Raw genomic sequence first — 24,416 nt, 5'->3', positions numbered from 1 at the left:
TTGCGCGGTTCCGGCCTTTGTCGGGGGCTGACGACAGGACGAATAACGTGATCATCCGGCTGCTCGGACCGCTCGAACTCACCGGTCCGAACGGAGCAGTTCAACTCAGCAGTGCCGGTCAGAGGACCTTGGTCGCACGGCTCGCGTTGAACCCGGGAGAGACGGTGCCGAGGAGCGCGCTCGTGGACGCGCTCTGGTCGGACGAGGCACCGGCGACCGCCACGAAGACCTTGCACAGCCTGCTGGCGCGCCTGCGGGGGCAGATCCGCGACGCCGGGCTGGGTGAGCTGATCATGACCCGCGAGCCGGGTTATGTGTTCAACGCGTCCGCGGACACCGTGGACGTCGCACGGTTCGAAGCGCTCGTCGCCGGGGCACGGCAGAGCGCCGAGCCGTTGGCGAGCGCCAAGATGCTGCGCGAGGCACTGGCGTTGTGGAACGGCGATCCGCTCGCGGACTGCCGTCCTGGCGAGTGGACGCGCCAGGAGTCGGCGCGGCTCACCGACCTGCGGATGGACGCGACCGAGGACCTGATGGACGCGTCGCTGGCCCTGGGCGAGCACGCCGCGGTGGCGCCGCTGGTCAACTCCCTGGTCGAGCAGCACCCGTTCCGCGAACGGCTGTGGGAACAGCTGATGATCGCGCTGTACCGGTGCGGGCGGCAGGCCGAGTCGCTGGCCGCGTTCCAGCGGGCGAGGGGCGTCCTGGTCGACGAGCTCGGCATCGAGCCCGGCACCAGGCTGCGCGATCTCGAACAGGCGGTGCTGACCGCCGATCCCCGCCTCGACCTGGCCGAACACGTCCCGGTGCCGGTGCGCGGGAACCTTCCGACGGACAGGTCGAGCTTCGTCGACCGGCCGGAGACCGAGCACGTCTCGACCCTGATCCGCGAGCACCGGCTGGTGACGTTGATCGGCGTCGGCGGGGTGGGCAAGACGCGGCTCGCGATGCACGTGGCGCGGGGCGAGCAACCGCCGGACGGCGTGTGGCTGGTGGAGCTCGCGGCGTTGCGCGACCGGGCCCTGGTGCCGCACACCGTGGCCGAGGCGCTCGGGGTGGTGGACCAGACCGGGCGCGGCCAGTTGAGCGTGCTCACGGAGTTCCTGGCGGGCAAGGACGCGTTGCTGGTGCTGGACAACTGCGAGCACGTCGTGGACCACTGCGCGGTCTTGGTGGACACGCTGCTGCGCGTCGCGCCCAAGCTCCGTGTCATCGCCACGTCCCGGCGCGCGCTACGGGTCTATGGCGAGCAAGTCATGTCCGTCGCGCCGTTGTCCGTGCCGTATCCGGCGGCGACGTTGTTCGCCCAACGCGCTGATGCGGCGATCCCCGGTTCGTTCGTCATCACGCCCGAGAACGAACGAGCCGTCACGGACCTGTGCCGTCGCCTGGACGGAATTCCGCTCGCGATCGAGATGGCGGCGTTGCGCGTGCGTGCGTTGACACCGGCGCAGTTGCTGGAACGCCTCGACGACAGGTTCCGGGTGCTGACCGACGGCGGGCGCACGGCGTTGCCCCAGCACCAGACCCTGCTGGCGACCATGGAGTGGAGCTTCGACCTCTGCTCGCCGCGCGAACAGCTGCTGTGGGCGCGGGCGTCGGTCTTCGCCGGCAGTTTCGACCTCACCGCGGCCGAGGCCGTGTGCTCGGACGACGCGCTGACCGCGGACTTCATGTTCGACGCGGTCGACGGGCTGGTCGACAAGTCCGTGCTGCAACGCGAAGAACACGCCGGTGTGGCGCGCTATCGGTTGCTGGAGACCATGCGCCAGTACGGGCAGACGCGACTGCGTGCGAGCGATGAGGAGAAACGGCTGAAGGCGCGCCATCGTGACTGGTACGCGGGCATTGCGCTGCAAGGGGAACGGGCCTGGTTCACGCCGCGGCAGGCCGCGACGGTCGGTGCGATGACGGCCGAACGCGGCAACCTGCGCGCCGCCCTGGAGTACTCGCTGACGACACCGGGCGAGGCCGACTCGGGGCTGCGGCTGGCGGCGACGCTGTGGTTCTACTGGGTGGGCTGCGGGCGGTTCGCCGAGGGACGGCACTGGCTGAACTGGGCGTTGTCGCTGGAGACCGAACCGTCTCGCGCGCGCTGCAAGGCGTTGTGGGTCACGGGATACCTGGCGACCTTGCAGGGCAACACCTCCGCGGTGCCGGCACTGCTGGAGGCGTGCCGGACCGAGGCGGCGGCGTTGGGTGACGAGGACGCCGACGTCTACGCGACGTACGTGCAAGGCGCGGCGGCGGTGTTCGACGACGACCTGCCGTTGGGCGCGACCCTGCTGGCCGAGGCCGATCGCAGGCACGCCGAGTTGGGGCACATGGACAGCAACGTCGTCATGGCGCGGGTGGCGTTGGCGATCACCGTGGCGTTCGGCGGCGAACTCGACCGTGCGGCGGAGATCTGTTCCGCAGCGCGCGCTGTGTGCGAAGAGAACGGCGAACTGTGGGCGCGCGCGTTCGCGTTGTACGTCCTGGCGTTCGTGGCGATGGGACGCGGTGACGTCGCCGAGGCCCGTGAGCTGGCCACGACGTCGTTGCGCATCAAGGAGAGCTTCCACGACCTGCTGGGCATCGCGGTGTCCGTGGAGCTGCTGGCGCTGATCTCGGTGATCACCGGGTCGGCCGCGCACGCCGCGTTGCTGCTGGGAGGCGCGGACCGGGTGTGGCAGTCCGTCGGGCTGCCCCTGTTCGGATCGGCCAACTTCGCCGCGTCGCACGACCAGTGCGTCGCGTTGTGCCGTCAGGCGTTGGGGCCCGAGGGGTATGACGAGCACTTCGCCCGTGGTGCCGCCATGACCGTGGCCTCGGTGGTTGCGGCCGCGCAGTCGTGACGCAGGTTCCGTGCAGTCGGGCCCGGAGATGCTGGCGGGATGAGGACCAGCGTGCGCACACCAGACGCGGGAACCGTCGAGGAAGTCCTGAAGCTCGCGGCGCGGGCGCCGTCGTTCGGCATCGTTCCGCCGTGGCGATGGCGCAACGGCAACGAGTGTCTTGAGCTGGTGACGACACGCACGGACCAGACGGCGTTGCTCGCGTGTGGTGCGGTCCTGCACCACGTGCGGGTGGCGTTGTCCGCGATGGGCTGGGACTGCCACGTGCTGCGCGCGCCGCACGACGACGGCCAAGTGGCGTCGGTGCACCCGCGCTGGGAGCTCGACCCGTTCTCGTGCGAGGTGGCCTCCGCGGCCGCGATCTCCTTGCGCAGGGCCGATCCGCGCCCCTACCTGCCCGACGAAGTGCCGGACTCGGCGCTCACGTGGTTGCTGCACGCGGCCCGCGCCGAGAACTGCGAGATGGAGCTCGTCGCACGGCGGAACGGCGTGCTGTTGCGCATGCTCGGCGAGGACTGGCTCAGCGTCGGCGAGGCCGTGAGTGCCGTGGTGCTCGCATCGACCGTGTGGGGACTCGCGTCGCAACCGCTGTTGCACGAGGGCGAGGTGCTCGTCCGGGTGGGCTGGCAGTCGCCCAATGCCGAACCGTTGCCTCAGTCGGCCCGCTAGCGAACCGGCTTGCGGGGACGACCGGTCAGGACACCACTCTGTCTCCGGCTTCCGTGTTCGAGAGCCAGCAGGCCGCACCCAGCGGCTCCCAGTCGAACGACTCGCACTGCCTGATCACTTTGTCGACCAGTTCGGGCGGGCTTCCAGGCCACGCCTCAAAGCCGCTTTCGCCGAGGTCTCCGGGGACCATCAGGCCGCCGAGCAGCAGATGCTCGATCACCGCGGTCGCAACGGGTTTGAAGTCGCCACCACTGTCCTCCACCGTCTCGTGCGCATAGCCGATGGCCGTGTCGACGAGCACCCAGTCCGTCAGGCCCTCGATCAGCATCTCCACCGCTATCGATTCAACAACTTCGGTCACTTGATGTGCACTTTCTGCTCCAGCCACCCGCTTGGACGTTGCTGATCGTTCCAGCACGAACGCCCAATGCCGAACCGTTGCCTCAGTCGGCCCGCCGGCGAGCCGGTTTGCGGGGACCATGGGTGCGTGGACCGGGACAGCACGCTGGCGCACCTCTGCGAAGACGACTGGCGCAGACCCGACGCTTCGTCGACCCAGCTCTACCGGGACCTCTGCGCACTGCGCGATCTGCCGGTCGGCCAGCTGACCCCGACGTCACTGCACCTGCTGGTCACGCACCAGGTGGGACTCGACGTGACGGCGCTGCTGGCGTTGGAGGAGGTCGAACGCGACCCGCTGCGAGCCGTGTCCCTGTACCCCGGTGACCTGCTCGCCGCTCTACTGAGAGTAGATCATTCGTTCTGGGGCGATCACCCAGCGTTGCTGTCCAGAATGTCCGCTTTGCTCGATCGGCTGCGGACGTTGCCCGACGGCGACTGGCACCTGCTGGTGTCCGCGGCCGACCAGTTCCCGGGTTAGGCGCGCTTTAGGCGTCCCTTTGCCGCGGGGTGAGTTGCTTGCATCATGACAAAGACTCTCGCGGCCGCCGGCCTCACGCTGGCCTCGCTCGCCACCTCCGCGGTCCTGTTCTCCCCCGTGGCTTCTGCCGAGACCTGCAAGGCTTCCTACTACTCGGGCGGCGGCACGACCGCGAGCGGCGAGCGCTTCGACCCCAACAAGCTCACCGCCGCGCACAAGACCCTTCCGTTCGGCACGCGGGTGAAGGTGAAGAACCGTTCCAACGGCAAGACGGTGACCGTGCGGATCAACGACCGCGGCCCGTTCATCACCGGCCGCTGCGTCGACCTGACCCCCAAGGCGTTCAAGGCGATCGCACCCCTGTCACAGGGAGTGGTCGGCGTGACCGTCACCAAGGTGTGAACGAGTAGAAAAAGACCGGATTCCTTGACCCAATCGAGTGAACGCGATACCCAATCTGGGTGTTCGGGGCGAAAAGTGGGCCTACTCGGCTCCTCACCGGAGCTGTGGTCGGCGTGGTCGTCGCCGCGTTTGGCGTGCTCGGGACCTATGCCGGGGGCCTGATCGAGGCCGATCCGGAAGGTCCCGACAGCGACAGACCGGCGCGCGTTTCACTCATCAACACGCCTTCGTTGCTACCGACGAATTCCGAGCTTCCGTCACAGACAGTGGCGTCGAGCTCATCCTCCGCACCGTCGTCGTCCTCCACGTCCAAGTCTTCGGTCTCCTCGGCCCCGAAGACCACCACGCCGCCGTCGAGCGTGGTCGTCACGACGACTCCGCCGCCGCCCGTCACGACGACCACGAGGCCGCGGCCGCCGGTGACGACGACCACGACCACGAGGCCGTGCGGACTGATCTTCTGCTGAGCTAGGCGGTCCTGCGGCGCGCGAGGAAGATCGACGCGCCGCCGAGCAGCAGCGTCAACGCACCCGCGAGGGCCAGACCTTCAACGCTCGCACCGGTGTCGGCGAGACCGCCGGCCTTCGGACGGAACGGGTCTGCCTGCACGATCTTCACCGGCGCCTCCGGCCGCGGCTGACCACCACCCGGCGTGCCACCGGGCTCGTCGGCGGGCACGACCTCCACGGTCCAGCCCGAGTTGCACCACACGGCGCAGTCCTCAGCGGTGATCATCGACTCCGGGTGCTTCAACTTCCACGGCCCGCTGACGGCGAACCGGTACGGACCGACCGGGATGTCGTTGAAGTGGGCGTGGCCGAACTCGCCGGCACCGGAGGCGGTCGCCACGACGGCGCCGGTCTTCGGGTCGACCAGGCTGAACGAGACGCCGGTCAGGTAGTCGTCGCCGTTCGCCCACCCGTTGCCGTCGCGGTCCACGTAGAGCGAACCGTAGGTGTTCGTGCGGCGGTCGCCGATCTTGACGTACTCGAACACACCGGGAAAGCCGTCGATGATGCCGTCGCGCGGACCGAAGTCGCACGCGATGTAGGCGTGGCCGAAGCGCTCGGCGTCCTCCGGGATCACGGCCGCGGCGGTGAACACGCGGCTCTGCCCGGCGCGGATCGTCGCGCCCTTGTTCCAGTCGAGGTCACCGAGTCCGTTCGGGAACGTGACGTGCGGACCCAGGCCGGCGCGGTTGCAGCCCTCGACGACGTCGGTGATGTCGGCGCCACCCCGGTTGGTCAGGGTGATCTCGACGGTCGCGGGCCCACCGGCCACGTGCTCGGTGGAGGTGAAGCGCGCCGACGCGGACAGCTGCTCGGTCAACGGCCGGACCGCCTGGTAGCGCAGCTCCGAGGTGGAACCGCTGCCGTCCACCGCGATGGGATCGCTGCTGTAGCGGAGGACCCAGCCACCGGGCAGCTCGTGGAAGTTGAGCCCCCAGGTCCGCAGTTCGAGTCCGGTGAAGGTGAAGCGGCCGTGGGCGTCCGTGCGGACCTTCGGGTCCCCGTTCGGGTTCCCCCCGCCGTACAGGTACGCCTGGGCACCCGCGAGGCCCTCACCCGCGTCCTGCACGCCGTTGCCGTTCGCGTCGCCCCAGAGGACACCGCTGATGGTGCCGGTCTTGACGGGCTCCCGGACGGTGAACTGCGCGGCCGCGTGGCCCTCGTACGGGTTGGCGTCGTTGGCGGCGTAGACCCGGATCAGGAACTTCGAGACGCCGTCGTCCTCGTAGCCGTTCACCTGGCCCGTGAGGGTGTAGGTCCTCGACTCCCCCGCGGCGAGCTTCGTCGTGGACGGCTGGCCGAACGGCGGCCTCAGGTCGCCCCAGCTGTCCGGGTCGATGCCGAAGTACGGCCCCGCCAGCTGCTCGTGGTACCCGTAGAGGCCGGTGGCCTCGACCGCGGAGGTGTTCGTGACGGTGAGCTTGACCGACAGCCGCTGACCGACGAGGAACGGCCCTGCGCCGACGACCTCGGCGGTGCCCTTCACGTCCGCGCGCGCGACGGGATCAGCCTGCTGCTCCTGGTCCGCGGGCTTCTCGGCGGCCTTCTCCTCGGGCTTGTCGGCGGGCACCTCCGCCGGCTTCTCGGCCGGGGTCTCGCTGACCGGGGTCTCGGAGACGGGCGCCTCGGTGGTGGGAGGCGGAACGGGCTGGTCCGGAGTGGACGGTGGCGGGTTCTCGGTCGGCGTCGGCGTGCTCGGAGCCGTGACCTCCGTGCTCGGCGTGACCGGGTCTTCCTGCGCGGACGCGGTGAAAGTGGTGGTGGCGGTCAACGCCAGAACGGCCGCGAACACGGCCGATCTGCGCGCGACACCACGCGCACGTGGTGCGTACAAGGCGAATCTCCCCAGTGATAGGCCACCGCAGCGACGCGACACGACCCCCGACGTACCGCGCCAAATCCCCCGTCGTGCGGTGAACATGGCTTCGCTGACGGACGCTAGGGCCACCCACCAGGGAAAACAAGCCCCTTTCAGTTCACGATCTCCGAAATGCGCCGTTCGTAGATCAAGTCGAACGCGCTCGTGTCGGCGAGTCCGTGCCGGTGCAGCCGCGCCGCGTCGATCAGGTTCTTGTCGTCGCGCCGCATCGGCTCGCTGACGTGCTCGAGACACGCCCTGACCACGTCGTCGTTGCCGGGCAGGGAGAGTTCGGGGTGGAGCTCGTCGAGGCGGGCCACGAACTCCGCCCTGAGGAACGCGATCTCCTTGTCCGAGTACACGTTCTCCGCGCGCCCGTGCTCCCACATCCAGAACACGAACTCCACGAACCGTTGCCGCTCCGGCATTTCGTCGTGCGACGAGGTGCGCGCCGCCGTCAGCCGGGCGCAGTACCGCCACCACGACCGGAAGTCCGCGGGCGCCTTCTCCGCGGCCCACCGGATCCGCTGCTCGACCGGCATCGCGGCAACCGCTTTCATCTGCTGCCACACGATCCTGTGGTCGCCGTCGAACGTGATCGTCAGATCGCGCCCGAACGCCGTGAAGATCTTCTGCACGCTGCCGGGCCGGTACTCGTCGCCGACGCCCACGTACAACGTCATCTGCGACTCCGGCGCCCAGTACTCCTGCAGCCCCGACTCCGGCCCACCGATCGCGACCAGCCCGACCTGCCGCCGGGCCAGCTCGACGGCCAGCTCGTCGAACATCATCAGGCCCTCGAACCGGCCGTAACGCGCGGCCACCGCGTCGTCCACCCACTCCGGCCCGTGCGCCAGCCGGTGCGCCTGCACGGCGAGGTGCTGGCCCTGCCAGCCCAGGTCTCGTTGCCGGAAGTACCAGCCGACCTCGACCAGGCCGTACGAACGCCAGTAGCTGCGGCCGTCGCGGTTCTCGCCACCCAGGCCGCCCATGACGGCGGCCGCGACGTCGGGGCCGAGGTTGGCGTCGAGGCCGAGCACGGTGCCGGTCTCCAGCACGTCGGCGAAGAAGTCGGCCTTCACCGCGGCGAGCTCACCGGGCAGGAGACGCCCGTGCCGCCCAAACCGCAGTAGCCATACGGGTTCTTGCCGTCCGACAGGTACTGCTGGTGGTAGTCCTCGGCGTAGTAGAACGCGCCGAGCTCCTCCACCGAGGTCGTGATCTTCCGGGAACCGGCGGCGTCGAGCGCCTGCTGGTAAACGTTCAGCGAAGCTTCAGCCGTCGTCCTCTGTTCCTCGTCGGCCACGAGCACCAAGGACCGGTACTGGCTGCCGACGTCGGCTCCCTGGCGCATTCCCTGGGTCGGGTCGTGCCCCTCCCAGAACACCCGCAGCAGGTCCGCGAACGGGAGCACGGCGGGGTCGAAGACGACCAGCACGACCTCTGCGTGGCCGGTCAGGCCCGAGCAGACTTCCTCGTAGGTGGGGTTGGGCGTGGTGCCGCCGGCGTATCCCACGGCGGTGGTCCAGACGCCCGGCGTTTGCCAGAAAAGGCGTTCGGCGCCCCAGAAGCAGCCCAGGCCGAGGACAGCGGTCCGATGACCGGACGGGAAGGGTGGTGCGAGTGGCCGGTCCGTGAACACGGCGTGGGCCGGCGCGACCTGCAGCGGTTCAGTTCGGCCCGGTATTGCCTCGGAAGGGGCCACCACCTGCGGTTTCTTGCGTCCGAACCAGCCCATGCGGCCAATATATCGGTGTGAAGCGCCACAACCAGGTCACGACTTGAGAGGCCCGCACGAAGGCCTTACGGGACACGGGCACAATGTCCGAGTCTCATGTTCGCGCGGAAGGGGGTGCCAGGGGTGACCTGGCAAGACGAGCTGCAGAAGCTCGACAACGAACTCGCCTCTGGTCGGATCTCGGCTGATGACTACCGTCGCCGCCGGGACGAGATTCTCTCCGGTTCTGCGGGTGGTGCACCTGCGCAGGCGGCACAGCAGGCTCCGTTCGCTCCCCCGTTCAAGTGGGAGGCGAAGCCGCCCAGCGCCTCGAACTCGGACGCCACCCAGGTGGTCCCGAACCAGGTGCCGCAGCAGCAGCCTCAGCAGCAGAACCCCAACCCGGACGCCACTCAGGTGGTGAACACGCAGAACCGGTCGGCCGACGCTGAGCGGACGCAGTACGTCACGCCCGTGCAGCCCGGTCCTGGCGGGTGGGGTCAGCCTCAGCAGCAGCAACAGCCAGCGCCGCCGCCGTGGATCGGCGGTGACTTCGACTCCATCAACCAGCCCTCGCCCGGCTGGAGCCACGGGCCCGAGGTGTTCGACGAGGGGTCCAAGGGCGGCAAGGGCAAGATCATCGGCATCGTGCTGGCCGTGGTCCTGCTCGCCGGTCTCGGTTTCGGCGCCTACTGGCTCTGGGGCCGGGGCGGCACCGACAACAACGCGGGTGGCGACCCGAGCTCGACCACGTCGACCAGCACCACGCCGAGCGCGCCGCCGGACCCGTTGCCCGCGGGCAAGCTGCCCGGCAAGGTCGCCGAGAACAAGCAGGTCAAGGACTTCACGCCGGTCCCGACGCTCAAGTACCTGCTCGACAGCGAGGTGTTGTCCTACAACGTCTCCGGCGCGAGCAAGACGAAGCTCGTCCAGTTCACGACGGACGACGGCGCCAAGGGCATCCTGCTGATCGTGCAGGCCAAGGACGCCGCGGCCGCCAAGACCGCCGCGAGGGAACTGGCCGACATCCAGATCAACAACGGCATGGTCGAGGCCAGTGGCCAGCCCACCGGTGTCCTGGTCGGCAACCTCGACGCGAAGGGGCAGGAGGAGGCCCGCGTACGTGGTCACTACACGAGCAAGGACCTCATCATCCGGCTCGACATGACCGCCAAGACGCTGGACTCGGCGCAGAAGAACTTCAAGGACGCCCTCGACGCACAGCTGAAGGCCCTCTCCGCCGATGAGTGACGCGCGCCGGGTCACCGCCTGCACGGTGGTGGCCGGCAACTACCTGCCCGCCGCCCGCGTCCTCGCCACGTCGTACCTGAAGCACCACCCCGGGCACCACTTCGTCATCGCTGTCATCGACGCGGAGTGGGACAGGACCGAGGAGCAGAACGGCTGGACGATCGTCGGTCCCGGCACCGCCGGGATCGACGAGGACGACTACTTCCGCATGGCCACCGGTTACTCGGTGACCGAGCTCGCCACGGCCGTCAAGCCGTACCTGCTGCGGGAACTGCGCAAGAGCAGCGACGTCGTCATGTACATCGACCCGGACATCGAGGTCTTCGCCCCGATGCCCGAGCTCGCGGACCTGGCGGTGCGGCACGGCATCGTGCTCACGCCGCACTTCCTGCAGCCGCTGCCCCGCGACGGCAAGGAGCCCAGCGAGGCCGCGATCATGGGGTCCGGCATCTTCAACCTGGGCTTCGTCGCGACGGGTCCGGGTTCGGAGGCGTTCCTCGACTTCTGGGCCGAACGCCTGCGCCACGACGCGATCGTCGCGCCGCACAAGCAGCTCTTCACCGACCAGCGCTGGGTCGACCAGGTCCCGGCGCTGTTCCCGAACACCGTGTTGCGCGACCCCGGATTCAACGTCGCCTACTGGAACGTCCACGAACGTCCGGTGCGCGAGGAGAACGGCGTGTTCACCGCGGGCGGGGAACCGTTGCGGTTCTTCCACTACAGCGGTTACCGCCCGGAACGCCCGTGGATCCTCACGAGCCACGCGCCGTTCAAGCCCCGTGTGCTGCTGTCCGAGCATCCGGTCGTGCGGCAGCTGTGCGACTCGTACGGCGCCAAGCTCAAGGCGAACGGCTACGCGCAGACGCTGGAGTCGATCCCTTACGGCTTCGCGAAAGCAGCGGACGGCACCAAGATCACCCCGGCGATGCGGACGCTGTTCCGCGACGCGTGGGTGAAGGCGGAGCGCAAGAAGAAGGACCCGCCGCCGCACGCGTTCGACGCCGAGCACCACGCGGCGTTGAAGGAGTGGCTGACCGAGCCGCCCGAGACCGCGCCCAAGGACAGCGGCCTCAACCGGCTCGCGCTCGCCGTGTGGGAGTCGCGCGCCGATCTGCAGATGGCGTTCCCCGCTCCGCACGGCGCGGACGCGGAGGGCTTCCGGAGCTGGTGCCGCACGAGCGGTATCCGCGAGGAGGCGCTGCCGGCGTGGGCGCTGCCCGGCGGACCGCGCGAGCTGACCGAGCCCGTGGACGCGTTCGGCGTCAACGTCGTCGGGTACCTGACGGCGGAGCTCGGCGTCGGCGAGATGGCCAGGATCGTGCACGACGCGATCGACCAGGCGGGCGTGCCCGTGGCGTCGGTCGTCGAGGACGAGCTGGTCACCAACCGCAAGGGCCTCGACCGGCCGGGAACGGTCGGCGAGCCGCGGTTCCCGGTCAGCCTGCTGTGCGTGAACGCCGACCAGACGCAGGCCGTGCTCCGGCACCGCCCGCAGGTCGGCCACCACCGCTACCGGATCGGCCTGTGGGCGTGGGAGCTCGAGGACTTCCCCGAGCACATGCACGCGGCGTTCCGCGAGGTCGACGAGGTCTGGACGGTCAGCGACTTCGTGCGCGACGCACTCGTCGAGCACTCCCCGGTGCCGGTCAGGACGATCCCCGTGCCGGTGCGCGATCCGGGTGAGCCGGACCGCCGCCCGGACCCGGAGCTCGCGCGGTTCCTGTTCGCGTTCGACTTCGCGAGCATCGGCGAGCGCAAGAACCCGTGGGGCGTCGTGGAAGCGTTCCGCCGGGCGTTCGACGGACGCGACGACGTCCGGCTGGTGCTGAAGGCGATCAACGGCGCGAAGCACCCGCACACCGCGGAGAAGCTGCGCGTGCTGATCGCGGACGACGACCGGATCGAACTGGTCGAGCGCTACCTGAGCGTGGCCGAGCTGGACGAGCTGTACGCGACGAGCACCGCCTACGTGTCGTTGCACCGCAGCGAGGGCTTCGGCCTGACCGTCGCCGAGGCGATGGCCCGCGCGTTGCCGGTGATCTCGACGGACTACTCCAGCACGACGGAGTTCCTGGACGAGCGCACCGGCTGGCCCGTCCCCTACCGGCTCGCGCCGGTCGGCAAGGGCAACTACCCGTACCCGGAGGACTCGCACTGGGCCGACCCCGACCTCGACGCCGCGGCCTCCGCGATGCGTGCGGTCGTGGACAACCCGGAAGAGGCCGCACGGCGCGGTAGGGCAGCACGCGCACACGTCCTGCGCACGAGGTCGATGCGCGCCGCGGCGACGTGGATGCGCGAGCAGCTCGAAGCCGCGTACCAGTCCTGGAAGTCCCCGCACGGATCGCCGACCAGGCAGCAGATCGACGACCCGCTGCAGCCGTTGCGCGACTCCCGTCAGGCACTGCTCTGGCGGGCGGAGGTGGGCACCGCGTCCCGCCTCCCGCTCGCCCCGGTGCTGCGCAAGGCGGTCCTGCGCGCGATCGACCACTACGACGTGCACCAGCGCAAGGTGCTCGGCGCGGTCGTCGACGGCGTGGAGCACACGCTCGGCGCGGTCGTCGGCGACGTCGAGCACTCGATCGGCGCGCTGGTGGCCCGGCTGGAAGCCGTCGAACGCGACACCGAACGGCTGTCGGTGATCGAGCGCGACGTGTCGGTGATCGCGGAGCAGGGCCGTGAGCTGGGTGAGGACGTCACGCGGCTCGACACGTCGCTCAAGTCGCTCACGGACCTCGCCGACGGGCTGGACACACAGCTCGCCGCCGCCATCGACGAACGCCTGGGCAAGGTCTGGGAACGTCTGGAGGCGAGCGACCGCAAGGCGTTCGAGATGTTCTCCGCGAGGGACCGCAGGCTGGACGACGACGAGGCGCGGTTCGCGCACGTGGTCGAGGACGTCGAGGCCGTCTACCAGGCACAACGGCTCCGGCACGCCCCCGTGCCGCCGGACGCCGACGTGGTCGTGTGCGACGCGGGCACGTTGCTCATGCCGAAGGACGCCGTGGTGTACCCGTGGCTCCAGCACAACCGCTCGTGGGAGATCGGCGAGGCCGATCTCATGGCCGAGCTGGTGGGCGACGGGACGTTCCTCGACATCGGCGCGCACGTCGGCTACCACACGTTGCGGCTGCTCCAGCGCACGTCGGGCATGGCGGGCGCGGTCGCGGTGGAGGCCAACCCGGTCAACGCCGAGTTCCTCACCCGCAACGTGCGGGTCAACATCGGCGACGGGGCTCCGGTGACGGTGCTGTCCATGGCCGCCTGGGACTCCGAGACCGAGATCCGGCTGGTGCAGGCCGAGGAGAACAACAGCGGCGACTACCGGGCTCACGAGGGCTCCGGTGCCGGTGTGGTGATCCCCGCGGTCCGGCTCGACGGACGCGACGAGGTGACCTCGCGCCGGATCTCGCTGGTCAAGATCGACCTGCAGGGCCGGGACCACCGGGCGCTGAACGGGCTCACCGCCATCGTCGAACGGGACCGGCCGCACGTCGTGTGCGAGTTCGACCCCGGCGCGATCGAGGAGCTCGGCGACGACCCGGCCGAGGTGCTGGCGGAGTACCGGGCGCTCGGCTACGAGCCGTCGCCGGTGCGTGAAAACGGCACCTCAGGTGGTGAGTACACCGACGCCGAACTGATCGCGGAAGCGCTCGGAGCGGAGTCGGGGTTCACGACTTTGTGGTTGCGACCCGGCTCACCTGCGCAAAGCTAGGAAATTTGCCATAGCGTCCTGCGACAATCGACGGGTGGCGACCACGATCGCCACCCGTTCGTCGTCTTCTGGGGAGGGATTGCCCGCGTGGAGGACGGTCGCCGCAAGGTCCGGCCGGCGCAGCTGCTGAGCGTGCTCGCGGTCGTGGCCGTGCTGGCGGGTGTCATGGTGGGCAGCTGGCTGATCTGGGGAGGACGGCCGCTGCCCGCGAGCGCCCACAACCTCGAGCTGACCGGCGAGGAAGGCCGGCTGGCCGCCGATCCTCTCGCCGTCGCCGACTTCGACTCCGGGCTGGAGAGCTACGCGTCCGTGCGCAGCTGGCCGCAGGTCAAGAACATGCGGTTCCTCAGCGAGACGGAGATCGACATCTACCAGGACGGTGGCGCGGGGGCGGCGCGCGTGGCCGTCTCGTCACGCCATCCGGCGGGCAAGGTCATCGTCGCCGTCGTGCAGCTGCGGAACCGGCAGGCGGCGATCGCGGCCGCCAACGGGCTCGACGCCTACCAGTCCGAAGCGGGCTTCCGCAGGCGTGAGACGGACTCCTCGTCCGTGGTGCGGGAGATGGAGGTGTTCCCGGTGAGCGGGACGTCCGATCCCGAGCGCAGGCCGGTGGTCCGCGCGCACTACGTGCACCGCGACCTCGTGGTGCGCCTGGAGCTGCACGCCAACACCGCTCAGGACGCGCGGAACGAGTTCGACGCGCTGGTGGAGCGGCAGCTGAAGGTGTTGCCCGCCGATGGTTGACCAGGTGGTGCGGACGAAGCAGGAATCGGGGCTGACCGTGCTCACGGCGGCGGGGGTCGTCCTCGTCGGCTACAGCTACCTCTTCGGGCTGTGGACGAGCCGCCACGGGGAGTCGCCCGACCTGCTGCTGACGATCCGCGGCTGGGTGAACCAGCCGACCGGCATCGGTGAGGACTTCGGGTTCCTCGGGATCGCGTTGCTGCTGCTCGCGACCGGGTACGTGCTCTCGGAGGCGGCGAAGCGACTGCCGGCGGTGCAGCTGCTGGCCTTGCTGGCGCGGACCGTGCTGCCGGTCGTGGTCGGCGCGGTGCTGGTCAGCACGCTGCTGGTGCTGGTCGGTGCGACACCGTTGACGGAACCGGAGGACCCCTCGCTGTCGATCTGGGCGGTGCTCGCGAACCTCTGGCTCGTGCCCCGGTTGTTCGGGCAACCTTCGTTGATCGGGCTCGATGCTCCTGTCACGGCTGCCTTCTTGTTCGTGCTGCTGTTGTTCGCTGTCTTGCCGTTGTTGCAACGTCCGGTGATCGCGTCGATCGTGCAGCTCGAGGTCATCGGCGCGCTCGTCCTGCTGGGCGGCTGGGCGGGTGAGGTCGACGCGCCGTCGTTCCTGCACGAGCTCGGGCTGGTCGCGGGCTACCTGCCGTTGCTGCTGATCGGTCAGCTGGCCTGGATGTCCAGGGCGGGTGTGCTGAACGTGCGGATCGGCGTCGGGCTGGGAGCACTGGCCTGGTTGCTGCTCGTGGTGCACGACCGGCTGTTCCCGGAGCTGGGCGGCTGGTGGCGCCCGTTGGGCGGCGCCTACGCGGTGCTGCTGTTGCTGATCGCGGTGCCGCGTGGTGCCTCGGTCGCGGACGTGGCACCGGTGCGCTGGCTCGCGAGCCGCGCGCTGCCGTTGTTCTTCTCGATCGTGGTGGCCGGGTACGCCGTGCTCGGACTCCAGAGCGGCTGGATGCCGCTGGTGCTGGCGATCCCGATCGCGTTCGCCGCGGCCGGTCTCTGCGCCGAAGGCCTGCATCGCGCCGTGGGGCGGTTCCTGTGACCGACACCCTGACCAAGCCGGTGCCGCCGGTCGCCGAACGGCAGCCGAGCGGATACATGCACGGGCTCGACCTGCTGCGCATCCTCGCGTCGGTCGGCCTGGTGCTGACCCACCTGACGGCCTGGTTCGCGCTGCGGGACAAGGACTACTGGCTCGCCCTCTGGGTGCAGCGCGACGTCGTGGGCACGCTGCACCTGAACTCGCACCTGTCACTCCTGGGCGTGGCGCTGTCCTTCGTGCTCAGCGGTGTCGTCGTGACGCACGTGGCCTCCCGGGAACGTCCGCTGCAGTTCCTGTGGCGCCGCGTCGTGCGGCTCATGCCGCTGCTGTGGGTCGTCACGCTGCTGGCCTGGACGCTGATCAACCTGGGCTACCAGGTGTCGGCGGCGAAGGAGAGCGACCTGACGTTCGGCGCGCTGGTCAGCGGCATGTTCCTGGTGAACTTCTTCATGGACCCGCCGGTGGCGCTGGTCGCGGTGACGTGGACGCTGACCATCCAGATCGTGTTCTACGCGTACGTGGCGGCGACGATCCCGTTGCTGCGCCGCAAACCGTGGATCCCGCCGCTGGCCGCCGTGCCGTTGTGCTTCATCACGTTGCTGGTCACCGACGGCTTCTCGGGCAGCACCGCGTTCCAGATAGGCCAGTTCGGCGCGTACCTGCCGGTGCTGGTGATCGGCCAGCTGATCTCGCTCGTGCACTCGGGCAAGGTGCATCCGCTCGCCGGCACCGCGATCGGCGCCGCCCACTTCGTGCTGTTCATCTGGGTGCACAAGGCCACCGGCTACACCCTGCAGGGCGACTCGATGCCGCGGACGGTGTTCATCGCGGTACTGCTGACGATCGTGCTGGTGTCCGCCTCGGGCCCGGTGTCGCGGTCGGCGTTCGTCCGCGGCTGGTCCAAGCGCACGTACGCCATCTACCTCGTGCACCTCAGCTGCCTGTACCCGCTGTTCGACACTCTTATGGGTGTTCTCGACCCGAACCTCGTGGTCGTGCTGGGACTCGCGCTGACGGCGCTCGTGGCCGAGATCCTGCACAGACTGGTCGAAATGCCTGCCCACAACGCCGTTCGGCGCTGGGAGAAGCGGACCAAGCGCTGATCTGAACCGTATCCACCAGGTGCGCCACTCGTTGCTCCTGGTGTGCAGCACCCCGCCGCCGAACAAGGGCAGAAGACCAGGGTCGCGTTCGTCGACATCGGCCGGGCGGTAGCCGCGTTGCTGGTCGTCTACAGCCACCTGTCCGAGCAGTGGGTGGCCAAGGTCGAGGGCGACGACGCGCCGGTCTTCAACTTCGTCGACGCGCTGACGTCCGACCCGATGCACATGAGCCTGCAGGGCATCGGGCAGATCGCCGTACCGTTCTTCTTCCTGGTCAGCGGGTTCGTCGTGACGCCGATCGCGATGAAGCAGGGCCAGTGGCGCTTCGCCGTGAACCGGTTCGTGCGCGTCTACATCCCGCTGACGTTCGTCGTGCTGCTGACGGCGTCGGTGATGGCGCTGGGCGCCGACGCGCACGCCGTCGTCGTCGGCCAGAACCACGACATCACCCCGTGGTCGATCATCACCAACTCGCTGGCGATCAACTACCTGATCGTGCCGCAGGTCGTGCTGGTCGGCGTGGCGTGGACGCTGGTCGTCGAGGTCATCTTCTACACCCTGCTGGTCCTGCTGCTGCCCGTGCTGCGCCGGCAGGTGTGGCTCGCGATCGCGATCCTGCTGGTGTTCGTCTTCGTCGTGCTCATGTCGCGGCGCGAGTTCGGCGCGTCGTGGGCGTTGTTCGCGGTGAACGTCTCGTACCTGCCGATTCCGATCCTCGGGCAGATCATCTGGGCCACCACGACGCGACGCATCCCGCTGTGGGCGGGCGGCGTGTTCTTCGGCATCGCGTGGTCGTTGTACGTGCTGGGCGAGCACCTGCAGGTCGGCCGGCTGGACACCTCGTACAACCTGGCGTTGATGGTCGCCGTGCTGTGCTTCTTCATCGGCCTGTTCGCCGAGCCGCGGCTGCGCGAGCGCAGGATCTGGATCGCGCTGTCCGAGCGCAGCTACTCGATCTACCTGCTGCACGGCCTGGTGGCGTTCAGCCTGCTGAGCCTGATGCGGCCGGCGCTGCCGCTGTGGCTCGCCATGGTGCTGGCGATGGTCGGCCTGGCCGTCGTCGTCGAGCTGAGCTACCGGCTGGTCGAGAAGCCCAGCCACGTGCTCGCCCGCAGGCTGTCCCGGCGCAGGCGGCCCGCCGACACCCCGTCCTCGCCGCAGGTCGTCACGGCCGAGATGACCGTGGAGATCCCGCGCGTGGACAAGGCTGCCGCCGAGCCCGTCGCGGCGGTGAGGCCCGAGGAGCCGGTGGAGCCGGTGGAGTCCGCCGAGGAGCAGACGACGTTGCTGCCGCGCGTGCCCGCGTTCCCCACCGAGGACCCGGACGAACGCCGCAGACGCCGGCTGGAGGACAGCGCCACTCAGGCCATCTCGGTGGCCTCGTTGCTCGCGAAGCAGGAGCAGGAGGGTCAGCGGCGCGACCGCCGGCCGACAAATCGCCCCGTGCAGTGAGTTGGTCCCACTTGCAACCAGTCCCGAGTGCTACACGTCTACTACGGGTGTAGGAAGCCACTCGGAGGCGACACATGTTGATCACCGTGACATTAGTCACATTGGGCGGTTTGGCGTTCTTGGTGCGAACCGTAGCGGTCCTCCTGGCCGTTTCCTCTTCCAAGAAGGCCAACGATTACCCTGCGCCACAAACGTCCACCAATTGAGATACTCGTTCGGAGTACGTCTTACGGCGGAACGTTGACTTACCGTACGATCCTTTCGGGTCGTATGACTGATCAGTCACCCGAAGGGGACCTCACAGGGGTAGGTGCGCCATGGACCACGCACTGAACAAGGTCATCGAGCTGCGCGAGAGTGGCTTTCAGTTCCTCCACCTGAGGGACGACGCCGGGCAGCTCGACCGAATCATGGCGTTCAAGCAGCGCAGAGGCTTCATCGACTCGATCCTGTTCTGGTCGGAGACCGAGGCGCGCGCGGGACGACTTCCCGCAGTTCGCGACTCCGCTCGTCCGGCTCAGGCCGTGTGGATCTACGAGGGCCCGTTGGTCGAGGCCGTGGACAGGCTGCTGGACCTGCCTGAACCCGGCGCGCGCAACGCCCCCACGTTGATGAAGGCGACGGCATCGGATCTCGCCGTCGTGACGACGCTGCCGTTCAAGCTGAAGTTGCCGCCGGGGGCCATCGCCTAGCCCGGCTCGTCAGTCCTTTTCGAAGTCGCCGCGCATTGTGGCGCCCGTTTACTGCGCGTTTCGGGCGCGGCGACCTCGAAATCACGTCTCGTTCGGACCGTCCGGCCGTGTCCAATACGACCAGAATCGTGACGGTCGGTAGCACGAGGGCTCGCGTCCACGCTGGGCCGCGTTACAGCGCAGGCGTCATGCCAAAGGATGAAGAACTTCCCTCTCCTGAGTTACGCAGCTTGATGTAGAGGGCCCGGACACGAAACGTTCGCGCCCATGAACCTCAGGAAGACCGTCGCGGGGGCCGCTGTCGCCCTCGGCAGCACCGCGCTCATGCTCGGCCTGGGTGGTACCGCGCACGCCGCCGACCACGCGGACGTCACCGCCAACACGCAGCCCGACCTCGGTGGTCAGCTGGGCGACATCGCCCAGGCCGGCAACCTCGCGTCCGTCGACACCGCCGACACCGCCGGCAAGATCCAGGCGATCAACGCCGAGGACGTCAACGTCGACGCGCTCGTCGAGAACGTCGACGCCGGCGCCACCGGTCTCCCGGCCGCGACGCTGCTCGGCCTCAACGAGCCGGCCGGCGACCCGCACGGCTTCGCGCACCTCGACATCTGATCCACAGGACTTTCCTGGCCGGGGCGGCGCCCGATTCCCTCCCCCTCGAATCGGGCGCCGTTCCACTTTCTAGGAGCGGAACGCCTTGGGCATCAAGAAGATCGTCGCTTCCGCCGGCATCGCCGCGGGCGCGCTCGCCGCGTTGACCGGTACCGCGCACGCCGCACCGCAACTGCCCGACGTCGACCCGGTCGGCAAGATCAGCGAGCTCGGCGACAGCGCAGGCGTGTCCACCCTGCACAACTTCGGTGGTGCCAACGTGGAGATGATCCACGACGGTTCCAAGGTCGTCGACAGCCGGCCCTAACGGCCTGCCGCATACCCCTGCGCGCCGCGTGGATTCGCACCGGCGCGCAGCAGTCCGTCCGCGGCATCCCGTGCCACGGCGGACATCCGGCCGAGCGTCCACTCGCCCGCGTCCACGATCCGGTGGCCCCGCTCGCGCAGCGCCACCAGGACGTCCGCGCCGACGCGCGACTCGATGACCAGCTCTCCCGGGGTCCAGGCCCTCGGGTAGAACGAGCTCGGGAACGCGTTCGAGTGCCACATCGGCGAGTCGATCGCCTCCTGCAGGTTCAGCCCCGCCTGGTGCGCGAGCCAGAAGCCGAGCTGCCACTGGTCCTGCTGGTCGCCGCCGGGCGTGCCGAACGCCAGGGCCGGCCGTCTGTCGCGCAGGGCCATCGACGGGGACAACGTGATCCGCGGGCGCTTGCCGGGGGCGAGCGAGTTCGGCAGATCCCTGTCCAGCCAGAACATCTGGGCGCGGCTGCCCAGGCAGAAGCCGAGCGACGGGATCGTCGGCGAGGACTGCAGCCAGCCGCCGGACGGGGTCGCCGAGACCATGTTGCCCCAGCGGTCCACGACGTCCACGTGCACCGTGTCGCCGCGCGTCACGCCGGAACGTTCCACCGTCGGCTCCCCGATCGCACCGGTCGGGTCGGAGATCGCCTGGGACGGTCCGTCGGTGATGTGCTTGGGCAGCAACGGTTCCCGGCCGTCCGGCGAGCCGGGCCGGAGCTCGAACGACGCGGTGTCGCCGATCAACGCGCGGCGCTGCGAGGCGTACTCGCGCGACAGCAGCGTCTCCAGCGGAACGTCCGGGGTGTCGCCGTACCAGGCCTCCCGGTCGGCGAACGCGAGCTTGGCCGCCTCGACGGCGAGGTGCAGGGTCTCGGCGGTCGGCTTTCCGTCCACGTAGGACAGGTCGTAGCCCTCCAGGAGCCGGAGCTGTTGCGCCAGAACGGGTCCCTGCGTCCACGCGCCGGCCTTCACGAGCGACCACTCGCCGAAGTCCGCCACCACGGCGTCCTCGTAGGACGCCTCCCAGGACGCCATGTCGGCACCGGTCAGCACGCCCGCGTGGTCACGGCCGGAGTCGTCGCGGAACTCCGAGCGGCAGAACTCGTCGATCTGCGCGGCCACGAACCCCTGCGACCACGCCCGGCGCGCCGCCTCGATCTGCGCCTCGCGGTCGGAGCCGGCGGCCTCGGCGGCGGCGAGCAGCCACTCCCAGGTGTCGGCGAGCTTCGGGTTGCGGAACCGGCCGCCGGGCGCGGGCAGGACGCCGTCGGGCATCCACTGCGCGGCCGAGGAGGGCCAGTGGTCGCGGAAGAGGTCGGCGACCATCGAGATCGTGTGCACCGCGCGTTCGACGAGAGGAAAGCCCTCGCGGGCGTAGCCGATGGCCCGATCGAGCACGTCGCGCAACGACTTGGTGCCGTGGTCACGCAGAAGAGTGAGCCAGCCGTCCCACGCACCCGGCACCGTCGCGGCGAGCAGACCGCTGCCGGGGACGAGGTCCAGCCCGAGGCCGGCGTAGTGCTCGATGGACGCTCCGGCCGGCGCGACGCCCTGCCCGCAGAGCACGCGCGGGGCCGCTCCGGCCGCCGAGAAGATGATCGGCACCTCGCCGCCGGGGCCGTTGAGGTGCGGTTCGACCACCTGCAACACGAATCCGGCGGTGACCGCGGCGTCGAAGGCGTTGCCGCCCTCCTCCAGGATCGCCATGGCCGACGCGGAGGCCAGCCAGTGGGTCGAAGCGACCATGCCGAAGGTGCCGACGAGTTCGGGGCGCGTGGTGAACACCCGTTAAAGGTATGCGACGCTAACTATCTTGCGTGACTCCGAGTGACGCATGCCCCACCCCCGAATGGAGCAGTCGCCTGATCGGCGGGTCAAGAATCCCGAATGGCCGCACACCCTGACCTCGTACAACTTTGGTCGTAGCCGACGGTCACAGATCTCCTACCAGAGGTCTACCGGCGCGGGCGATGTTTCAACCAAGATCAAACTGCACACTTCTAGGCATGGGAATTCTGACCATCGCAACGATCTTCATCGGTCTCGCGTTCGTGGCGGCGGTGCCGTTGGTGGCCCTGCTCCACTGGTCCGACCGCTGATGTCGAGGTAACGACCGTTAACCTCCTCGCGAGCACTTCGCTTCGAGGAGGATGAAGGCATGGAGATCTCGGGTACCGCGGCCATCGTCACCGGTGGCGCGTCCGGTCTCGGCGGCGCCACCGCACGTGCGCTCGCCGCGCGTGGAGCGCAGGTGTTCGCGCTCGACCTGCCGAGCGCCATCGAGCAGGCGGACGCGATCGAGAACGTCACCTACCTGGCCGCCGACGTGACCTCGGGTGAAGAGGTCCAGGCCGCCGTCGACACCGCCGCAGGCTCGGGTTCCCCGCTGCGCATCACGGTCAACTGCGCGGGCATCGGCCCGTCGTCGCGCACCGTCGGCAAGACCGGCCCGCACGACCTCGACCTCTACCGCAAGATCATCGAGGTCAACCTCATCGGCACGTTCAACGTCCTGCGCCTGGCCGCCGCGGCCATGGGCAAGACCGAGGAGCTCGAGCACGGCGCACGCGGCGTCATCATCAACACCGCGTCGATCGCCGCGTTCGACGGCCAGATCGGCCAGGTCGCCTACGCCTCGTCCAAGGGCGGCGTCGTCGGCATGACCCTCCCGGCCGCCCGCGACCTGTCGAACGTGGGCATCCGCGTGCTGACGATCGCGCCCGGCATCGTCGACACCCCGATGCTCGCCACGGTCTCCGACGAGTTCCGCGCGGGCCTCGCCGCCGGCGTGCCGTTCCCGAAGCGCCTGGCGCAGCCGTCCGAGTACGCGCAGCTCGCGCTCTCGATCATCGAGCACGACTACCTGAACGCGGAGGTCATCCGCATGGACGGCGCCCTCCGCATGGCTCCCCGCTAGAGGTTCCCGGCTAGAGATCTCCCGCGTACGGCAAGCGGGACATGGCGTCCGAGGTCATCCACTCGCGCAGGCGGTGGGTGGCCAGGACGTCGTCCTCGTTGTACTCCAGCAACCGCTGCCGCTGCGCCACGTCGAGCTCGTCACCCTCGTTCAGCCCCACCGCGGCCCGGTACCAGCGCATCGAGTTCTCACCGCCGGCCTCGGGATCGCGCCACGAGAACCCGGCGACCGGCGCGATGACCTTCAGGCCCTTGCCGTGCGCGCAGAGGAACTGCTCGCGGACGATGCCGAAGAGGTCGACCCAGGAGTCCGACTCGATGAACTCCTTGATCTGCGCGACCGTCGGGATGCCGGGCTTGCCCGCGAACCGTTCGGCCGACGCCAGCAGCCAGCGGTTCTCGGCCAGCTCGTTGTAGCAGTAGGCGCGGAACGAGAGCCCGCGTGCCTTGGCGCGCAACCGGATGCCGGTCAGCCAGGTCCAGAACTCGGCGAACGAGCGGGCCTCGTCGTCGCACGGCAGCGCGTCCCACGTGACGAACGCGCGGTAGCCCTGCGGTTCGTCGATGTCCTTGCCGGACAACAGGCAGCCCCACATGTACGCGCCGAGGTCGCCGAAGCTCTCCATGTCGACGTCGACCTCGACGTCCGCGCGCGGCACGTTCATCTCGGGCACGCGGCGCACCAGCGTGAGGTCGCGCAGCCACGCCCGCGCCAGCACCACGGCGTCGCCGAACGGCATGCCGACGAGCTGGATCGGGCCGTCGGCGGTGGGGTCGAGCTCGGCCAGCTTGTCCACAGTGGACAGACCGATCTTCCGCAACGCCGCCGCGTCCTCGCCGCGCACGACGAGGCTGACGTCCCTGCCCTGCTTGAGATCGCTGTCGCAGGTGGGCCACCACGGGCACGTCTTGCAGTCGACGATCCGCGACGGCCGCGCGAGCGGTTCCTTCTGGTTCGCCGCGGCCAGCGCCACGGACAGCCGGTCGCTGAACCGCGCGTCGTACTCGGCCAGCGCGTTGCGGCCGCCCGGCCAGGTCGGCGCCTCCAGGTCGTGCCACAGCACCACGTCGGCGTCCATGCCGATCACGCCGCCGGTGGCCCTGCCGTTGCGCGCGTACCCGGCGGCCTGCAGCTGCCGTTGCGCGTGGGCGAGCCTGAGCTGGTCACGGGGCTGCGGCCGGACCTTGCGGTGCGGGTCCGTGCGGCTGCCGTCGGGCAACGGGATGCTCAACGGCGAGGTCTTCGCGCCCTGACCGGGGTCGGTGATCTTGTGCCGCACGACCAGCACCGGCACGTAGCCGGTGGAGTCCTTGACCAGCAGGTCGATTCCGCCACGCCGGCCACCGCGCGGGTCGCGGGGCAGCGCGGCGCCCCAGATGTACGGCGTGCCCATCTCCATCGCCGCGAGCGTCACCCGTTCGCGGTCGGCACTGCGCACGTCGGGCCCGCTCGGAACCTCGAAGAGATTCGAGCCGACAATTCTGCCGAGCGCGTCCGCCACCGCACGACGGTGGTTCGTCGCGTCCGCTTTCCGTTGCTCCGAAGCCGGATCCGGCGCCGCCTTGGGAGCGTCGCGCATCTCCGGATCGTTTTCGAGGTGCACCCGCCGCCGACAACGAGTGACCACGCCGGCGTCTAGCTGCACCTGGGAAGTCACAGGATGCAGGGTATGTCGCGCGCCTACCTGATGTGTCAGCAACCTGGGCAGTAAGTTTC

Annotated in this window: 21 protein-coding genes; 14 read left to right on the top strand and 7 right to left on the bottom strand. The window is 69.4% G+C overall.

Annotation, left to right across the window (positions count from 1 at the left end; translation table 11 throughout):
* Nucleotides 1–47 precede the first annotated feature (47 nt).
* Nucleotides 48–2,837, top strand: a complete 2,790-nt coding sequence (locus ACFWNN_RS24355) for a BTAD domain-containing putative transcriptional regulator (RefSeq protein ID WP_382442227.1) — start codon at nucleotides 48–50, stop codon at nucleotides 2,835–2,837.
* Between the two features lie 39 nt (nucleotides 2,838–2,876).
* Entirely contained in the window at nucleotides 2,877–3,506 is a 630-nt protein-coding gene (locus tag ACFWNN_RS24350) for a hypothetical protein (RefSeq protein ID WP_382442226.1), read from the top strand.
* A gap of 25 nt (nucleotides 3,507–3,531) precedes the next feature.
* Here ACFWNN_RS24350 and ACFWNN_RS24345 read toward each other — a convergent pair whose 3' ends face one another.
* Nucleotides 3,532–3,867, bottom strand: a complete 336-nt coding sequence (locus ACFWNN_RS24345; protein ID WP_382442225.1) for a hypothetical protein — start codon at nucleotides 3,865–3,867, stop codon at nucleotides 3,532–3,534.
* Between the two features lie 126 nt (nucleotides 3,868–3,993).
* Here ACFWNN_RS24345 and ACFWNN_RS24340 point away from each other — a divergent pair, with 126 nt between their 5' ends.
* Nucleotides 3,994–4,386 (top strand): contact-dependent growth inhibition system immunity protein, encoded by a 393-nt coding sequence (locus ACFWNN_RS24340; protein ID WP_382442224.1) that lies wholly within the window; start codon nucleotides 3,994–3,996, stop codon nucleotides 4,384–4,386.
* Nucleotides 4,387–4,431: 45 nt separating this feature from the next.
* A complete protein-coding gene (locus tag ACFWNN_RS24335; RefSeq protein ID WP_382442223.1) occupies nucleotides 4,432–4,788 on the top strand; it encodes a septal ring lytic transglycosylase RlpA family protein in 357 nt (118 codons plus the stop codon).
* 145 nt (nucleotides 4,789–4,933) lie between these two features.
* Here ACFWNN_RS24335 and ACFWNN_RS24330 read toward each other — a convergent pair whose 3' ends face one another.
* The 4 genes from ACFWNN_RS24330 to msrA form a co-directional block, all read right to left on the bottom strand.
* Nucleotides 4,934–5,221: a hypothetical protein gene (locus ACFWNN_RS24330; RefSeq protein ID WP_382442222.1), complete on the bottom strand. Its 288-nt coding sequence runs from the start codon at nucleotides 5,219–5,221 to the stop codon at nucleotides 4,934–4,936.
* 35 nt (nucleotides 5,222–5,256) lie between these two features.
* Complete coding sequence (locus tag ACFWNN_RS24325; RefSeq protein WP_382442221.1) at nucleotides 5,257–7,131, bottom strand: LPXTG cell wall anchor domain-containing protein; 1,875 nt, start codon at nucleotides 7,129–7,131, stop codon at nucleotides 5,257–5,259.
* Nucleotides 7,132–7,268: 137 nt separating this feature from the next.
* Nucleotides 7,269–8,237, bottom strand: a complete 969-nt coding sequence (locus tag ACFWNN_RS24320) for a hypothetical protein (protein ID WP_382442220.1) — start codon at nucleotides 8,235–8,237, stop codon at nucleotides 7,269–7,271.
* Nucleotides 8,234–8,893 carry a peptide-methionine (S)-S-oxide reductase MsrA gene (gene msrA, locus ACFWNN_RS24315; protein WP_382442219.1) on the bottom strand — a complete coding sequence of 220 codons (660 nt, stop codon included), beginning with the start codon at nucleotides 8,891–8,893 and terminating at the stop codon, nucleotides 8,234–8,236. Before msrA ends, ACFWNN_RS24320 begins: the two co-directional genes overlap by 4 nt.
* A 123-nt stretch (nucleotides 8,894–9,016) precedes the next feature.
* Between msrA and ACFWNN_RS24310 the strand changes: the two genes are divergently transcribed.
* The 9 genes from ACFWNN_RS24310 (at nucleotide 9,017) to ACFWNN_RS24270 (ending at nucleotide 19,790) form a co-directional block, all read left to right on the top strand.
* A complete protein-coding gene (locus ACFWNN_RS24310; RefSeq protein WP_382442218.1) occupies nucleotides 9,017–10,123 on the top strand; it encodes an SHOCT domain-containing protein in 1,107 nt (368 codons plus the stop codon).
* Nucleotides 10,116–13,838 carry an FkbM family methyltransferase gene (locus ACFWNN_RS24305; RefSeq protein ID WP_382442217.1) on the top strand — a complete coding sequence of 1,241 codons (3,723 nt, stop codon included), beginning with the start codon at nucleotides 10,116–10,118 and terminating at the stop codon, nucleotides 13,836–13,838. Before ACFWNN_RS24310 ends, ACFWNN_RS24305 begins: the two co-directional genes overlap by 8 nt.
* Before the next feature lie 87 nt (nucleotides 13,839–13,925).
* Nucleotides 13,926–14,582, top strand: a complete 657-nt coding sequence (locus ACFWNN_RS24300) for a hypothetical protein (RefSeq protein WP_382442216.1) — start codon at nucleotides 13,926–13,928, stop codon at nucleotides 14,580–14,582.
* Nucleotides 14,575–15,621, top strand: a complete 1,047-nt coding sequence (locus ACFWNN_RS24295) for a hypothetical protein (protein ID WP_382442215.1) — start codon at nucleotides 14,575–14,577, stop codon at nucleotides 15,619–15,621. Before ACFWNN_RS24300 ends, ACFWNN_RS24295 begins: the two co-directional genes overlap by 8 nt.
* On the top strand, nucleotides 15,618–16,724 hold the full coding sequence (locus ACFWNN_RS24290; protein WP_382442214.1) for an acyltransferase family protein: 1,107 nt from the start codon (nucleotides 15,618–15,620) through the stop codon (nucleotides 16,722–16,724). The genes ACFWNN_RS24295 and ACFWNN_RS24290 overlap by 4 nt, the downstream gene beginning before the upstream one ends.
* Nucleotides 16,725–16,766: 42 nt before the next feature.
* Complete coding sequence (locus tag ACFWNN_RS24285; protein ID WP_382442213.1) at nucleotides 16,767–18,176, top strand: acyltransferase family protein; 1,410 nt, start codon at nucleotides 16,767–16,769, stop codon at nucleotides 18,174–18,176.
* A 317-nt stretch (nucleotides 18,177–18,493) separates the two neighbouring features.
* Nucleotides 18,494–18,868: a hypothetical protein gene (locus ACFWNN_RS24280; RefSeq protein WP_191302224.1), complete on the top strand. Its 375-nt coding sequence runs from the start codon at nucleotides 18,494–18,496 to the stop codon at nucleotides 18,866–18,868.
* 267 nt (nucleotides 18,869–19,135) lie between these two features.
* Nucleotides 19,136–19,483 carry a hypothetical protein gene (locus ACFWNN_RS24275; RefSeq protein WP_382442212.1) on the top strand — a complete coding sequence of 116 codons (348 nt, stop codon included), beginning with the start codon at nucleotides 19,136–19,138 and terminating at the stop codon, nucleotides 19,481–19,483.
* 85 nt (nucleotides 19,484–19,568) lie between these two features.
* Complete coding sequence (locus ACFWNN_RS24270) at nucleotides 19,569–19,790, top strand: hypothetical protein (protein ID WP_382442211.1); 222 nt, start codon at nucleotides 19,569–19,571, stop codon at nucleotides 19,788–19,790.
* Here the strand turns inward: ACFWNN_RS24270 and ACFWNN_RS24265 are convergent.
* Nucleotides 19,787–21,568, bottom strand: a complete 1,782-nt coding sequence (locus ACFWNN_RS24265; protein WP_382442210.1) for a gamma-glutamyltransferase family protein — start codon at nucleotides 21,566–21,568, stop codon at nucleotides 19,787–19,789. The two genes, ACFWNN_RS24270 and ACFWNN_RS24265, sit on opposite strands and share 4 nt — an antisense overlap.
* A gap of 373 nt (nucleotides 21,569–21,941) precedes the next feature.
* On the opposite strand from ACFWNN_RS24265, the gene ACFWNN_RS24260 reads away from it, so the two are divergent.
* Nucleotides 21,942–22,700, top strand: coding sequence for an SDR family NAD(P)-dependent oxidoreductase (locus tag ACFWNN_RS24260; protein ID WP_285636358.1), 759 nt, complete (start codon nucleotides 21,942–21,944; stop codon nucleotides 22,698–22,700).
* A gap of 10 nt (nucleotides 22,701–22,710) precedes the next feature.
* Here ACFWNN_RS24260 and ACFWNN_RS24255 read toward each other — a convergent pair whose 3' ends face one another.
* A complete protein-coding gene (locus ACFWNN_RS24255; RefSeq protein WP_382442209.1) occupies nucleotides 22,711–24,357 on the bottom strand; it encodes a TM0106 family RecB-like putative nuclease in 1,647 nt (548 codons plus the stop codon).
* Between the last annotated feature and the right edge of the window lie 59 nt (nucleotides 24,358–24,416).

Source organism: Lentzea sp. NPDC058450 (assembly GCF_042721395.1).
Lineage (GTDB): Bacteria > Actinomycetota > Actinomycetes > Mycobacteriales > Pseudonocardiaceae > Lentzea.
The sequence above is the reverse complement of the archived record's forward strand: the minus strand, read 5'-3'. Positions and strand labels throughout refer to the sequence as shown.